Here is a 14,829-nt window from a genome sequence, read left to right on the forward strand (position 1 = left end):
GTCGGTTGCGCATAGTGCGCACTCAGATCACCGCGCGGGCGTAACGTGCTCAGCATGACACCGATCGACGCCCTCGACGCCCGTATCCTTCTCGCGCTCGACGACGACCCGGACGCGACGACGCTCGGCCTCTCGCGGGAGCTGGGAGCAGCCCGCAACACGGTGCACGCGCGGCTGCGACGGCTCGAGGAGTCCGGGGCGCTGCGCGCGCCGAGCCGGCGTCTCGACCCGCGTGCGCTCGGGTACGAGCTCCTCGCGTTCGTCACGCTGTCGATCAGCCAGGCGTCGCGCGAGGACGCCGTCGCGGGGCTGGCCCGCATCCCGGAGATCGTGGAGATGCACGCGATCTCCGGCGAGGGCGACCTCATCGCACGCGTCGTCGCGCGCGACACCCAGCACCTCTACACGGTGACGAGCGCGATGCTCACGATCGACGGGATCGCCCGCTCCAGCACGACGATCGTGCTCGCCGAGGAGCTCCCGTCACGGATGGGACCGTTGCTGCGCTCGCTCGTGTGAGGTGCGTCCGCGGCCCTGCGGGTTGACATGGGAGCGGTTACGTTCGGGTGGTGGCCCACGACCCGAACGACTCCTTCGTCCATGTCCGCGGAGCCAGCGAGCACAACCTCAAGACGATCGACGTCGACCTGCCCCGGGACGCGATGGTCGCGTTCACCGGCGTCTCCGGCTCTGGCAAGTCGTCGCTGGCCTTCGGCACGCTCTACGCCGAGGCGCAGCGCCGCTACTTCGAGTCGGTCGCTCCGTACGCACGTCGGTTGTTGCAGCAGGTGGGTGCTCCGCACGTCCAGGAGATCACCGGCCTGCCGCCGGCGGTGGCGTTGCAGCAGCGCCGCGGCGCACCGACCTCTCGCTCGAGCGTCGGCACGCTGACGACGCTGTCGAACCTCGTGCGGATGCTCTACTCGCGCGCCGGAACCTACCCGGACGGTGCAGCGCGGCTGGGGGCGGAGGCGTTCTCGCCGAACACTGCGGCCGGCGCGTGCCCGCGCTGCCAGGGCCTGGGCGAGGAGCACGACGTCAGCGAGGACCTGCTGGTGCCGGACACGTCGCTGAGCATCCGCGAGGGTGCGATCGCGGCGTGGCCGGGCGCCTGGCAGGGCGCCAACCTGCGCAGCATCGTCGCGGGCCTGGGCATCGACGTCGATGCTCCGTGGCGCTCGCTCACGCCCGAGGACCGCACGTGGCTGCTGTTCACCGACGAGCAGCCGAAGGTCCTCATCAAACCGGAGCGCGACCGCATCGACTACGGGTACTACGGGCTCTTCTGGAGCGCCCGCGCGCACGTCCACCATGTTCTGGCGACCTCGAAGAGCCAGATGATGCGTGACAAGGCGATGCGCTTCGTCCGCACCGCCGAGTGCTCGGTCTGCCGAGGCACCGGGCTGCAGCCGGACTCGCTGACGGTCACCTTCCGCGGGCTGGACATCGCGGAGGTCAACGCGTTGTCGTTCACCGAGCTGGTCACGCTGCTGCGCCCGGTGGCTGAGCTCACCGAGGCGGGCGCCGCGACGTCGTCGGCTGCTTCCGGCGAGGCGACCGAGGTCGCGGTCCGCCTCTGCGCCGATCTCGTCGCGCGGGTCGAGGTGCTGCTCCGGCTGGGGCTGGGCTATCTCTCGCTCGGGCGCAGCTCGACGACGCTCTCGCCCGGGGAGGCGCAGCGCCTGCGGATCGCCACCCAGCTGCGCTCGGGCCTCTTCGGGGTCGTCTACGTGCTCGACGAGCCGTCCGCGGGCCTGCACCCTGCAGACGCCGCGCCGTTGCTCGACGTGCTCGAGTCGCTCAAGGGCGCGGGGAACTCGCTGTTCGTCGTGGAGCACGACCTCGACATCGTGCGGCGGGCCGACTGGGTCGTCGACATCGGTCCAGGTGCCGGAGAGCACGGTGGGCAGGTGCTCTACTCCGGGCCGGTCGCGGGGCTCGAGCACGCTGAGGGGTCGGTCACGGGACAGTATCTCTTCGGTCGTGCAGAGCCTCTCGAACGGCCCCTGCGCACGCCTCACGGCTGGTTGCACCTGCACGGGGTCAGCCGGCACAACCTCGACGACGTCTCGGTCGACGTGCCGCTGTGCGTGCTGACGGCGGTGACCGGGGTGTCGGGGTCGGGCAAGTCGACGCTCGTCACGCAGGTGCTCGCGGAGCTGGTGCGACGCCACCTCGGCCAGGCGCCTGACGACGCGGAGGACGACGACCTGGAGATCGATGTCGACGACGCCACCGGGCTGGAGGCCTTCGACCGGCTCGTGCGCGTGGACCAGCGCCCGATCGGCCGCACGCCCCGGTCCAACCTGGCGACCTACACGGGCTTGTTCGACGCGGTCCGCAAGCTCTACGCCGCAACCCCTGAGGCGCGCGAGCGCGGCTACGGCGCCGGCCGCTTCTCGTTCAACGTCGCGGAGGGACGCTGCGAGACGTGCCAGGGCGAGGGGTCGGTCTCGGTCGAGCTGCTCTTCCTGCCCGGGACGTACGCGCCGTGCCCCACGTGCCACGGGGCGCGCTACAACGCGGAGACCCTCGAGATCGAGCACCGTGGCAAGACGATCGCTGACGTGCTCGCGCTCTCGGTCGACGAGGCTGCCGACTTCCTCGCCGAGGTGCCGTCCGCGGCACGCAGCCTGGCCACGTTGCGCGACGTCGGGCTGGGCTATCTCCGCCTGGGCCAGCCCGCCACGGAGCTGAGCGGCGGCGAGGCGCAGCGGATCAAGCTGGCGACCGAGCTGCAACGGGCCCACCGCGGTCACGCGCTCTACCTGCTCGACGAACCGACCGCCGGCCTCCACCCCGCCGACATCGCCCTGCTCCTGCGTCAGCTGCACCGCCTGGTCGACGCGGGCAACACCGTGGTGCTCGTGGAGCACGACCTCGACACGATCGTCAGTGCGGACTGGGTCATCGACCTGGGGCCCGGCGGCGGGGACCAGGGTGGTCGCGTGGTCGCTACCGGCACGCCGGAGGAGGTCGCCGGGGCGGTAGGGAGCGTCACGGGGCCGTACCTGGCGGCGCGGCTGGCGGGTCGTGGGGCTGACGGCGACGATGCTGAGCGCGCTGTGGGCGGCTAGCCTCGCCGGTCATCTCGCGTGTTCTCTGACCCGCCGCTGGATGTCCTGCCGGTGCTCTTCCCAGTGGATCGCCAACCATCCGACCTGTTCCTCCCGGAGCCGCAGAGTCATCGGTTGGTCGTGGAGCCGCGCGTACTGGGGATAGTCGGCAAGACTCGGCGCAACGTCGATGCGGTGGGTCGAGGGCTCCACCGCGAGCAGCCCGTCGTCGAACAACCGATGAATGTCCCGCCGCAGCATCAGGCCGCCATGGTTGAAGTGCGTACCCAGCTGCGCGTAGCTGTACAGGTGCCCCGCTTCCAAGACTCGTGGAGGAGCACCACCCGTGAAAGCGCACATGTTCCCCTGCGCTGCGAGGATCTGTTCACGAAACTGTTGTTGTCCTCTGCGCACGCGAACGAGCGCATGGTTGAAACCCTGCGGAGAATCGACAAGAGAGATTGCCTTGTCCTGCCAGCCGAAGTCGATGCGCGCGGCCACACGATCACCTGCGCGGCCAGCTCCTTTCATGGCAAGCGCCTCACGGAACGGAACCCAATCGAGCGGACGCATGGCATTGATGTCTCCTGCGTTGACCGCGAAGGACCGGGTCTCGCTCTCGTCCAGGATCCCGTCGAGCGATGTCCATGCCGCGTCGTACCGGGCCTTGTAGTGCTGCACCTCGATGGTCTCGGCACGCGGGACCTCAAACTCGTGATGGCATTTCATGCAACGGAACTGCGGTGTGGCCCTCTTACGTCGAGAGATCCGAGTCGTGGCGCAGTGTGGGCAGCGACTGAGCGTCTTCTGACCACGCGACGTCTCAATCTCCTCGATGACCGAGACGCCGAGCAATCGCGTCTTGTCCCACAGGGCGATCGGATCCCCGACGGCCAGCTTCTTGTGGTTCGGAACGTTGCTGTCCCAGGAGTAATAAGCGTCGACCTGGTCGTCATACCCAGAGTTGCCACCGTGTCCGCGGTTGTCCCCAGCCGCCATCAACAACCATGCGTGCTCGGGACGACTGCTCTCCATAGGAGACAGCTTGGCACGGTGTCTCAAGGAACGACAGCGAACACGGCAGGATGGGAGCCGATGGCCTGAGGCTGGACAGGGTGCGCGCTATCGGTTGTTCCGCGCCTGCCCTGGAAGCTGACCGAAGCCCCCGCGCGACGTCGTGTCCGCCCTCGGCTGCTGGACCGTCGGACGGCTGCCTGCCCGAGACAGCGCCAGACGCGCCCGTGCAAGGCCATCGTCTGCTCCGGACACTGCTCCGAGGATCCTCGGAGTCTGCGCCAGTGTGCTGAGCGCCGTATCGAGGTAGCGAAGGTCGCGCGCCGTCGCGTCTTGGAGCCGGTCGGCCGGTACGACGAGCGTCAGGAGAACAGCCAGGTCCGCGAGGTGACGATCCCTTCCTGTGTCGAGTGGGATCGTGAATGCAGCAGACTTCGCCACGAGGCTGCCCAGCAAGGAGGGGCGACGCACCGTGCCGGTGCGTCCCGCAACCTCGACTACGACATCCTCGGTGCGATCCAAGGCTTGTTGAGCGGCCTTGGTCTCGAGCGTCGTGCCGCCGCCGACCCCACGTCGAGAGCTCGCCCGCTCGCCGAGATGGCGCGGGATGAGTATGTCGATGACCGCCTCTCCGCTCACCCAACGTTGCTGATGCCCCTGCCAGCTCTCTCCTGCCGAAGTGAACCCCAACCCAGCCAGCATGCTGGTGACGTTCCACAGCACCTGCGGCTCAGCACGAACGTCAAGAACCGTGTCGATGTCGTCGGTGGGTCTCGTCGGACTGGCTCCCCGCTCGGCGCAGTGCAGGTGCACCATCTGCCCGCCGACGAGAGTCCATCCCGTCGGCTTGCGGTCGTAGAGGTCAAGTACAGCGTGCCAGCCGACGGTCTGGGCATCAGTCATGACCGGCATGACGACGCTCATGCGCCGCCGTCGTTCTGGTGCGCCGCGAGCCATGCACGGAGGAGCTCGCGCGCGCGACCCTCCTCGCGAGGACCGTCCGCGTCAGCCAGGTCAGCGATCACCAGCAGCTCGGGCACCGGGGCCGGCGGAAGGACGAGGGCGACGTGGAGCCTGACGTTCGCACGAGCACGTGGCACCGGCACGAGGAGATGATCGACCAGAAGGTCGTCGGCATCGTCCGCGTGCACGTATACCTCGGCGAACGAGGCCGCCGACATCCCCGAGCGGGGGTCAGACACCCCGGAGGGAACAACCCGCCCGTCTGCCAGCAGGCCCGGGATGTCTTGCGCCTGCAGATGACGCACCTCTGACCTGCCCGGCACCCATGCCCGCACCACCGCGAGCGCGTCAGGCACGAGGCGGAGCCTGTCCATGCGACGTCGTATCCGGTAGGCCTCGTCGGCACGCAACCATCCGGAGGGCTCGCGGTCAGGTCCGAGCAGGAGCCCCCAGGCGATCCGTGCGCTCATCGGTCGGCCGGGCAGCGGTGCACTGCGGCGCAGCGAACCAGGATCGACCACCCAGCGGCCCGCGACCTGCTGCGCATCGAGGTTCCCGGCAAGGATCATCTGGCGTACTCGAGCCGGGCTGACGCGCATCGCGACGGCAGCTTCGGCGACAGAGAGCAAAGACATAGGCACAATGCTACGCGCGGAGCAAGGATTGTGTCTATCGAGCCGCGTGCGGCTGTTGTCCTCTCGCGCGCGAGATCACGCGAGGCCTCCCCGAGCCAGTGCCGCGATGAAGCCACCGACGAACGTGTCTCCCAGCCCGACCGTCGTCGGGAGGTCGACGTCAAGGACGAGTGCGGGCACGCACACCAGCGCCGGCACGGCACCGCCCCGTGGACCTGCGGACTCGAGCGTCTCGGCGACGCGGGCGCCACCGGGATGCACGGGCAAGGTCGCGACCCGGGCGTAGTCGTCGGCCGTGAACCCGTCGCCGACGACGTACCGGGTGCTGGCCATGGTGATGCCGCCGACGAGCCCCGCGCGGACCTCGTCCGCCCGGACCCCGCGCGCCAAGGACCAGTACTTCGTGTGGACCACGGTGGTCGACGCCGGGACGATCGCCGCCAGCTCGTCGAGCGCACGGAGCACGTCGTCGGCGTCGAGCAGGTCGACCGGGCGCTCGACGTAGGCCTGGAGCTCGTCCTCGTTCATGCTGAACACGTCGATGACGTCAACGAGCCGGTCTCGCACGCGCAGGTTGAGCCCGGGCACGTGGAAGCCGGAGTCTTCGTAGAAGACGAGCGCGCCGGCGGGGAGCTCGGCGATGTCGGTGCGGATGCGCGCGAGGCGATCCTCGAGGACTTCCTCGTCCTGGATGACGTTGAATCCCGCGACCATGAACACGCTCGCCCGGCGCAGCGCCGGGCCGAGCTCGTCGCTGATGACGAGCTCACGGTTGGGCGGGTCGTTGGCGTAGATGATCCGGTTCGGGTGCGGCGAGCGCAGGTCGATGTCCCCCGCCTGGACGCGCACGCCTTCGGCGAATTGGACGATGAGGTGCGGGTCGGTCGTGTCCTGCTCGGCCGAGCACATGTACGCGCAGCCCTCGGGCAGGAGTCGCCGGACGTGGTCGTCGATGCTCACCAGGTGCAGCGTGCACACGACGCCGAGGGCACGCATGGCGATGGCCGCGCGCACGCACGTCCCCCGAGGGTGATGGCTCGCGTGAAGCGGGCGGCAAAGGTCTCGACGATCTCGGAGGAGACGACGAACCGCTCTCCCCCGACGCCGTCGCGCACGAACGCCAGCAGCGTCACGACGAGGTCCCGCTCGGTCGAGACGGCGACCGCCGTGGAGAGCTCCGCCGCACGGATGTCGTACTCACGGACGAGTCCTTCGAGGACCGCGGAGTCCCAGACGATCTCGTAGTCGACGGTCCCGCCCAGGCCCAGCACCAGCGAGTCGTTCATGGTCGTCCTCCCATCCAGGGTTGGTCTGTCGTTCATGAGCGGTGCGCTCCGGTGACGGTCCGGGGACACCGCGCTGCCCGGGCCGGAACTGCTCCGGCCCGGGCCTGTGCGGATCAGTACAGCGAAGCCTTGCCTGCTGCGTTGAACAGGTCGATCTTCTGCGCAGCGACGACCTTCATCGCCGCGATGGACGGCGGCTGGATCGTGTTGGGCTCGCGAGCACCGGCGTCGGTGAGCACCTCACGCATCTTCTGGTGGTAGGCCGCCTTGATGTCGCTCGAGATGTTGATCTTGTTGATGCCGATCGTCACAGCCTGACCGATCTCGTCGTCAGGGTTGTTCGACCCGCCGTGCAGGACGAGCGGGATCTCGACCTTGGCCTTGATCTGCTCGAGCAGGTCCAGGCGAAGCTTGGGCTTGAGCGTCGAGGGGTAGAGGCCGTGGCTCGTGCCGATCGCGATGGCGAGCGAGTCGACGCCGGTCTCGGCGACGAACCGGACCGCCTCGTCGGGCTTCGTGTAGATGATCTCTCCGCCGGCCTCGGCCTCCTCGTCGAGCTTGCCGATGGTGCCGAGCTCGCCCTCGACCGAGAGACCGACGGCGTGCGCCGTCTCGACGACCCGCTTGGTGAGGGCGATGTTCTCCTCGAGAGGGAGCATGGACCCGTCGATCATCACCGACGTGAACCCCGCCTGGATCGCTGTGAGCACCTGCTCGTAGCTCGCGCCGTGGTCGAGGTGGATCGTCACCGGGACGGTGGAGCGGTGGGCGCGGGCGATGATCGAGTGGAGCATGTCCGTGCCGATGTGACTGAGCTCGTCAGGGTGGATCGCGATGATGACCGGGGACTTCTTCTCCTCGCTGATCTCGAAGATGCCGTTCATCATCGCGTAGTCGCTGATGTTGAAGGCGGGGACCGCGAAGTCGTTGGCGTTCGCGACGTCGAGCAGGGCCTGACCATTGATCAACATGCGGGAGTTCTCCTTCTGGGTGTGCGGACAGGATCGAGGGGACGACGACACAGGCGTCGCCAGGGATAGGGGTTTGCGGTGCGCCGGAAGCGGCGCCTGGGGCCTGCCTGGTCGGGCGGCGTCAGCTCTTCACGGAGCCGGAGGTGAGCCCGCCGATGAAGTAGCGCTGGAAGAAGAGGAAGAGCACGAGCACCGGGATGCACCCGAGGATGCTCATCGCCATCATCTCGTTCCACTCGTACGAGTGCTGGCCCATGAGCAGCTGGATGCCGATCGGGACCGTGCGCATGTCGTCCGTGCGCGTGAGGGTGAGCGCGAAGAGGTACTCGTTCCAGGCGATCATGAACGTGTAGATGCCCACCGAGACGATCGCCGGGATCGAGATCGGCACGAGGATGCGCCACAGCGCGGTCATCGGGCCTGCGCCGTCCACCTTGACGGCCTCGTCGAGCTCTTTCGGCAGGGTGTTGAAGTACCCCGTCATCATGATGATCGCGTACGGCAGCGTGAACACCATGTACGTGAGGATGAGGCCCTGGTACGTGTTGTAGAGCTTGAGCGTGACCATGAGACCGAAGAACGGGATGAGCAACGTGATCGGCGGGACCGCCTGGATGCTCACGATGAGCATGTTCAACGGCCGCTTTCCCTTGAACTGGTACCGGCTGAAGCCGTACGCCGCGAGGAGCGCGACGACCAGCGTCAGGGCCGTGACCGACAGCGACACGATGTAGCTGTTGATGAAGAACCGGACCTTGGTGGGGTCGGTGAGGATCGTCGTGTACGCGTCGAACGAGAAGTTGTCCGTGAGGATCCGGGGCGGGAACTCGAAGATCTCCGAGTTGGCCTTGAAGGAGCTCGCGAGCATCCAGAAGACGGGGAACCCCGCGAAGACCGCTCCGGCGAGGAGCGCGACGACGACGCCTGACGTCTGGAGGCGACGGTTACGGATCTGCTGTGTGGTGGTCATGTCAGTCCCGCGCATTCTGGTGACGGGCGTAGAAGAACGCCAGGACCATCGAGGCGACCAGGACGATGACCGCGCTCGCTGAGGCGAGCGAGAACTCGTACCGGCTGAACGCCAGCTTGTAGGTGTAGGTGCTGACCATCTCGGTGACGTCGAGCGGGCCACCACCGGTCGTCATCCAGATGAGCGCGAACTGCTGCGACGTCCAGATGATGTCGAGCATCGCCATCGAGACGATGATCGGCTTGATCTGAGGCAGCGTGACGTTGAGGAACTGCTTGAAGGCCCCCGCACCGTCGACCGTCGCGGCCTCGTAGAGGTCCTTGGGGACGCCCTGGAGCCCGGCGAGCAGGCTGATCATGAAGAACGGGTAGCCGGCCCAGATGTTGATGAACGTCACGGCCAGCAGCGCGGTCGACGGCGAGGAGAGCCACTGGACCTGCTGGTCGATGATCCCGGCAGCCTGCAGGAGGTAGTTGATGACGCCGTTGGGGTTGAGCAGCAGGCGCCACAGGACCGCGATGATCGCGACCGTGAAGAGCCACGGCATCACGTAGATCACGCGGAAGATCGCCTTGATGCGGTTCGCCAGGAGCTTCGTGTTGAGCAGCATGGCGAAACAGAGACCGATGAGCAGGTGCGCGACGACGCTGGTGATCGTGAACACGAGGGTGTTGCGGACCGCGACATGGAAGGTGGGGTCGGTGAGGATCTCCACGTAGTTGGCGAGGCCCACGAACACGGGGTTCTTGTTCGTGATGACGTTGTCCATGGTCGAGTAGCCGATGACCATGACGACGGGGACCACGAGCAGCACGAGCATCAAGACGCCCGTGGGCGACAGGAACCCGTAGGGGACGAGCTTGTACCGCAAGGACGACTTGCGCCGAGACTTGCGCACTTCGGGGTGAGGGGCCACGTCGTGGCCGGTCGGTGCGGCGCGCTCTGCGAGGGCAGGCTTCATCGCGCTCTCCTCTGGGGGTAGCGGTCGCGCCACGACGGGGGTCGTGGCGCGACCTGGCAGACCATGCTGGGTGGCTAGAACTCAGCCATCCACGCGTCCTGCGACGCCTGGAGCATCTCCGGGACGGACTGCTCACCGGTGAGAGTCATCTGGAGCTGCTCATCGAACAGACGCATGAGCTGCTCCGCCACGGGGAGGCCGACGAACTCGTTGGCCGGGTATCCCGACGTGTAGATGTCGAACGCGTCCTGGAAGAGCTCGTCGCCCTCGACGAAGTCCGGCACCGCGGAGGTGTTCCCAGGGAAGGCGTTGGCGAGGGAGGAGAGCTCCGAGTTGGTCTCCTCGCTCATGAGGAACTCGACGAGCTTGAAGGCCTCGGCCTGGTGCTCCGAGTTCTCGGCGACGCCGATGCCCCAGGAGGCGTAGGGGATGCCGCGCTCACCGGTGAAGGAGTCCTCGGCCGGGATCGAGGAGACCGAGAAGCTGAGGTCCGGGTTGCTCTCGCGGATGAGGTTGATGTGGGCGAGGGAGTCGATCATCATGGCCGCACGGCCGTTGGTGAACTCCTCGACCTTGTCCTGCTCTTTCATGGTGAGGGATCCCGGTGCGACGACTCCGGCGTCCCACAGGCTCTGGACGTAGTCGACGGCGCTGGTGACGTCGTCGTTGGTGAGGTCCGGCTGACCGTCGTCGAGCATCGTTCCGCCGGAGGCCCACGCCCAGGACATGACGTCGTTCTGGATGCCGTTGGGCGCTTCCATCGACAACGGGAGGATCCAGCCGTACGTGTTGTCGCCCTGCGCTGTCACGGCCTCGGCCGCGTCGAAGAACTCGCTGCGGGTCGACGGCGGCGCGGTGACGCCGGCGTCGGCGAGCAGTCCGTCGTTGGTGAAGAGGGGGTAGACGAAGTTGATGACGGGGACCATGTAGGTCGATCCGTCGATCTGGATCTGGCTGGCGAGCTGGTCCTCGTCGTAGCCGGCGTCCGTCATGAGCGCGGACATGTCGGCGAGGGATCCTTGCTTGGCGAAGTCGCTCACCCAGGCGCCGTCGAGGCCGACGACGTCGGACATGGTGCCGGTCGCGGAGCCTGCGACGACCTGTTCCTTGGTCGAGGCGTAGGGCCCGCTGAGGAGCTCGACAGTGATGCCGGGGTTCTCGGCCTCGAAGGTGTCCATGAGTGCGCGGAGCGCGCCGTCGGGCAGCTCTGGCTCCCACCACTGCGTGAACTCGAGCGTCACGTCGCCGTCCGCGGTGGAGTCGTCGCCACCGCCGCTGCAGCCCGCGACGAGGAGTACTGCTGTCGTCGCGCCTACGAGGGCGGACCACTTCTTGTTTCGAGCGTCGTTGCTCATCGTTCTCCCATCAGACACATGCTGGATTGCGCCGACTTCTGCGTCTTAGTGCGCGAATAGTGGCATCGTAGCCACGGCGGAACGCAGCCGTCAAGCGTCGATCTGGACACGAGGACGGCGAGAACTGGGCACTTTCAGCCGGAAAGTCGCCCTTGAGGGCAGTGCGGGACACTGCACATGTCGCATCTCTCGATACGCGCTACGCTGTTCTAACCAGCACTAGCGCGCAGATCTGCGTCAGAAGAGGCACAAATATGCTAGAAAGTTCCCATGCTTGAGACGCCAGCCCCCGGCACCGACCGCGCGAGCACCGCCCGCAGGTTCCCCGCCGGCCGCAAGGCCGAGCTCGCGGCCTACGTCTCGGAGGCTGGGCAGGTCACGGTCGCCGAGATCGCCGAGCGCTTCGACGTCTCGACCGACACGATCCGCCGCGACCTGGACCACCTCGCCGCCGAGGGCGTGCTCGTGCGCACGCACGGGGGCGCGATGAGCAAGAGCGCGCTCCCCCAGATCAACACCGGCTTCGACACGCGCCTCGGCTACCAGGCCCACGCGAAAGAGAAGATCGGGAGCCTCGCCGCGACGCTCGTCGACGACAACTCTGTCGTCATGATCAACGCCGGCACGACGACCGTCGCCCTCGCGCGCGCCCTCAAGGACCACCACGGGCTGACGATCGCGACGAACAGCCTGCGGCTGCCGCCCGAGCTGTCGACCGACTGCTTCCGCGGGCTCTATGTCTTCGGCGGAGCCGTCCACATCGCCGACCAGAAGACCATCGGGCCGGTCAGCTTCCATTCCTCGAGCGGGCACCACGACCTCGACGTCCAGTGCGACCTCGCCCTGCTGGGCGTGGGAGCGGTCTCAGCCGAGACCGGGTACTCGACGAGCAACCTCGAGGAGGCGGCCATGATGAGCGAGATGATGGCTCGCGCCTCGCGGGTCGCGATCCTCGCGGACTCGTCGAAGTTCGGGAGGCGGCTGTTCGCGCAGATCGCGAGCCTGGGGCGGGCGGACTACTTCGTGACGGACGCCGAGCCCCCGGAGGAGCTGGCAGGGATGATGCGGGAGAACGGGGTCGAGATTCTCGTCTCGGGAGCCTGAGACGCGGTCGGCAGACCGCCCCGGACCCCGTTCCCGCAGGTCGTCCTGCTAGTCGATGAGCTTGTGCTCCGTGAGCAGCACCCCGATCTGGGACTTCTTGAGCTTGCGCTCGATGCGCTTGCTCATGAACGACGGGCCCGGCACCTTGAGCTTCTGGCCGTCACGCATCCGGCTCATGGCTGCGAGCATCTTGCGGACGTCGTACGTCGAGCTGAACACCTCGGGGACACCGCGGTCGATGCCGACGAGCTGGTAGACAGCCTCCATCGGGGTGCGCACGGAGTACTCGGTGGTGAAGATGCAGTCACGACCGGTCTCGGCGAACTGCCCGATGAACGCGAAGTTCACCGCGCCTGCCGGGACCACCTGAGGCCGGTCGCCTGCCTGGCGGGGCATGAAGAACGACGTCACGTACGGCATCATCACCGGGACGCACGTGGCGCCGTTCGCAGCGAGGTCGGGGATCTCCTCGACGGGAACGCCCATGTGGAAGAGCCACTCGGCGGTGATCTCCTCGCCCGTGCACTCCTGCATGGGCTTCTTGATGTAGTCACCGGGACGGTCGACGAACAGCGAGTAGACCCAGACGACGATCTGGTCCGCGGACTGCTCCTTGAAGTGGGGCTGACGGTTCACGGTCCAGCTGAGGAGCCAGCTGGAGTCCTTGACGGTCACGATGCCGCCGGTGACGACCTTGCCGCTGAACGGGTCGCGCTTGCAGATCTTCTCGATGTAGGCCGGGATGCGCTTGTCGAGCGTCGTGACCGTCGCCGACTCCCACTTCGTCTTGGCGATGTGCGCGCCGAAGACGTCAGGCCGCCCGAACGACGGGTCCTTCGCAGCGATGCGGCGCCACAGGTCCCAGGCGGGTGCGGGGCCTTCGTCGAGCCGGGCGGGCGTGTGCTGGTCGCCGCTGTTCGAGTTCTCCGTGAGCGACCCGATGGTCATGAACAGGAGGTCGTCCGGGCCGAGGTCGGTGCTGCCCGCTGCGCCTTCCGCGAGCCAGTGCAGACGGGTGGCCTGCTTGCGGTCTGCGGCGATGTCGAAGTCGACGTCGGTCACCTCGGTGCCGAAGCGGAAGGTGACGCCCTGGTCGAGCAGCCAGCGGTACAGCGGGAGCACGAGGGACTCGTACTGGTTGTACTTGGTGAACTTCAGCGCGGAGAAGTCGGGGAGACCACCGATGTGGTGGATGAACCGGTGCAGGTAGAGCTTCATCTCGAGGGCGCTGTGCCACTCCTCGAAGGCGAACATCGTCCGCCAGTAGAGCCAGAAGTTGCTCGAGAGCACCTCGCTGGTGAAGACCTCGTCGATCCGCTTGTTCTCCATCTCCTCGCGGGTGGCGAGGAAGATCTTGACGAGCTCTTTCTGCCCCTTCTTGCTCAGGGTGAAGAGACCGTCGGTGTGCCCGTCCTGCCCCTGCTCGACCGTGGCGCGCTGGAGCGAGTAGTTCGGGTCTTCTTTGTCGAGCCAGTAGAACTCGTCGAGCACGCTCGCACCCTCGACCTCGATCGAGGGGATCGACCGGAAGAGGTCCCACAGGCACTCGAAGTGGTCCTCCATCTCACGACCACCGCGGATGACGAAGCCCTTCTTGGGCTCCTTGATGCCGTCGAGGGCTCCACCCGGAAGCGCGAGCCGCTCGAGGATCGTGATCTTCTCCCCCGGCATCTGCCCGTCACGGATGAGAAAAGCGGCGCCTGCAAGCGAGGCCAGGCCTGAACCGACGAACCATGCGGTCTTCTCGTCCACGCCCGCGGGCTTTCGCGGCCGGGCGAACGCCTCATAGTTGCCGTTGCTGTAGTACATCGTGCCTCCATGTGTCCTGCTGGTGGGTGTGGAGAGAACGGCGTCCTGGGTCCGACGTCAGGGCCGCTCGTCGACCGTCACGAGCAGGCCTCGGACGATCTGGGCCGTCTGCTCGCGGAGCTCTTCGCGCACGTCGCTGCCGGGGTGCGCGCTCGTGCACGGCTGGACGAGGAGGAGGTTGAGGACGGCGAAGACGCTCCGGGCCGCCCGCATGGCAGCCTGTCGAAGCATCGGGTCGACGGTCTCCGTCCCGCGCGCCGTGAGGACGGCGACGACGAGCCGGTCCGCGACCGCGTCCTCGAGCCCGGCGACGAGAGCGAGGCCCTCCGCCCGGTACTGCTCGTCAGGAGAACCGAAGAGCAGCTCCCGCTGGTAGACCACTGCGCTGTCGCGGCCTGTCGCCGCGACCATGATCGGCTCGACGAGCGCGCACACCGCGTGCGAGACGTCGGTCTCGCGCCGGGCACGGTGGGCACCGTCGGCGATCGCTGAGCGCAGCTGCTCGTTGTAGACCATGAGGAACAGCTCGCTCTTGGACGAGGCGTACCGGAAGAGAGTGCCTGCTGCGACGTCTGCCCGGTCTGAGATCTCCTGGGTGGTCACGCCCTCGAAGCCGTGCTCGTGGAACAGGTCGGTCGCGGCCGCGAGGATCCGCTCGCGCTTGTCCTGCATGCTCCGAGCACGTCGCCCTACGGTCTCGCCTAC

14 protein-coding genes are annotated in these 14,829 nt (G+C 67.3%); 3 read left to right on the top strand and 11 right to left on the bottom strand.

What is annotated here, in order from left to right; genetic code table 11:
• Positions 1–54 precede the first annotated feature (54 nt).
• On the top strand, positions 55–519 hold the full coding sequence (locus tag ATL42_RS11830) for an Lrp/AsnC family transcriptional regulator (protein WP_098455519.1): 465 nt from the start codon (positions 55–57) through the stop codon (positions 517–519).
• Between the two features lie 50 nt (positions 520–569).
• Entirely contained in the window at positions 570–3,077 is a 2,508-nt protein-coding gene (gene uvrA / locus ATL42_RS11835) for an excinuclease ABC subunit UvrA (RefSeq protein WP_098455520.1), read from the top strand.
• A 9-nt stretch (positions 3,078–3,086) separates the two neighbouring features.
• On the opposite strand, the gene ATL42_RS11840 is transcribed toward uvrA, so the two are convergent.
• The 9 genes from ATL42_RS11840 to ATL42_RS11875 all read right to left on the bottom strand — a co-directional run bounded on the left by ATL42_RS11840 (position 3,087) and on the right by ATL42_RS11875 (position 11,211).
• Positions 3,087–4,091, bottom strand: coding sequence for an HNH endonuclease signature motif containing protein (locus ATL42_RS11840; protein ID WP_098455521.1), 1,005 nt, complete (start codon positions 4,089–4,091; stop codon positions 3,087–3,089).
• 87 nt (positions 4,092–4,178) lie between these two features.
• Positions 4,179–4,994: a hypothetical protein gene (locus tag ATL42_RS11845; RefSeq protein ID WP_098455522.1), complete on the bottom strand. Its 816-nt coding sequence runs from the start codon at positions 4,992–4,994 to the stop codon at positions 4,179–4,181.
• Complete coding sequence (locus ATL42_RS11850) at positions 4,991–5,668, bottom strand: helix-turn-helix domain-containing protein (RefSeq protein WP_098455523.1); 678 nt, start codon at positions 5,666–5,668, stop codon at positions 4,991–4,993. The genes ATL42_RS11845 and ATL42_RS11850 overlap by 4 nt, the downstream gene beginning before the upstream one ends.
• 75 nt (positions 5,669–5,743) lie before the next feature.
• Complete coding sequence (locus ATL42_RS11855; protein ID WP_245862485.1) at positions 5,744–6,628, bottom strand: ADP-dependent glucokinase/phosphofructokinase; 885 nt, start codon at positions 6,626–6,628, stop codon at positions 5,744–5,746.
• Complete coding sequence (locus tag ATL42_RS16730) at positions 6,625–6,954, bottom strand: ADP-dependent glucokinase/phosphofructokinase (RefSeq protein WP_245862488.1); 330 nt, start codon at positions 6,952–6,954, stop codon at positions 6,625–6,627. The genes ATL42_RS11855 and ATL42_RS16730 overlap by 4 nt, the downstream gene beginning before the upstream one ends.
• Positions 6,955–7,067: 113 nt before the next feature.
• Complete coding sequence (locus tag ATL42_RS11860) at positions 7,068–7,925, bottom strand: ketose-bisphosphate aldolase (RefSeq protein ID WP_098455524.1); 858 nt, start codon at positions 7,923–7,925, stop codon at positions 7,068–7,070.
• Between the two features lie 121 nt (positions 7,926–8,046).
• The gene (locus ATL42_RS11865) at positions 8,047–8,895 is read right to left on the bottom strand and encodes a carbohydrate ABC transporter permease (RefSeq protein WP_098456538.1); all 849 of its coding nucleotides are present in this window, start codon (positions 8,893–8,895) and stop codon (positions 8,047–8,049) included.
• A 1-nt stretch (position 8,896) separates the two neighbouring features.
• Positions 8,897–9,856, bottom strand: coding sequence for a carbohydrate ABC transporter permease (locus ATL42_RS11870; protein ID WP_098455525.1), 960 nt, complete (start codon positions 9,854–9,856; stop codon positions 8,897–8,899).
• Positions 9,857–9,930: 74 nt separating this feature from the next.
• Positions 9,931–11,211: an ABC transporter substrate-binding protein gene (locus tag ATL42_RS11875; protein ID WP_098455526.1), complete on the bottom strand. Its 1,281-nt coding sequence runs from the start codon at positions 11,209–11,211 to the stop codon at positions 9,931–9,933.
• Between the two features lie 270 nt (positions 11,212–11,481).
• Between ATL42_RS11875 and ATL42_RS11880 the strand changes: the two genes are divergently transcribed.
• Entirely contained in the window at positions 11,482–12,315 is an 834-nt protein-coding gene (locus ATL42_RS11880; protein WP_098455527.1) for a DeoR/GlpR family DNA-binding transcription regulator, read from the top strand.
• Between the two features lie 48 nt (positions 12,316–12,363).
• Here ATL42_RS11880 and ATL42_RS11885 read toward each other — a convergent pair whose 3' ends face one another.
• Both ATL42_RS11885 and ATL42_RS11890 read right to left on the bottom strand, forming a co-directional pair.
• The gene (locus tag ATL42_RS11885) at positions 12,364–14,124 is read right to left on the bottom strand and encodes an oleate hydratase (RefSeq protein ID WP_098455528.1); all 1,761 of its coding nucleotides are present in this window, start codon (positions 14,122–14,124) and stop codon (positions 12,364–12,366) included.
• Positions 14,125–14,181: 57 nt separating this feature from the next.
• On the bottom strand, positions 14,182–14,796 hold the full coding sequence (locus ATL42_RS11890; RefSeq protein ID WP_211281811.1) for a TetR/AcrR family transcriptional regulator: 615 nt from the start codon (positions 14,794–14,796) through the stop codon (positions 14,182–14,184).
• Between the last annotated feature and the right edge of the window lie 33 nt (positions 14,797–14,829).

It is taken from the genome of Sanguibacter antarcticus (genome assembly GCF_002564005.1).
GTDB lineage: Bacteria > Actinomycetota > Actinomycetes > Actinomycetales > Cellulomonadaceae > Sanguibacter > Sanguibacter antarcticus.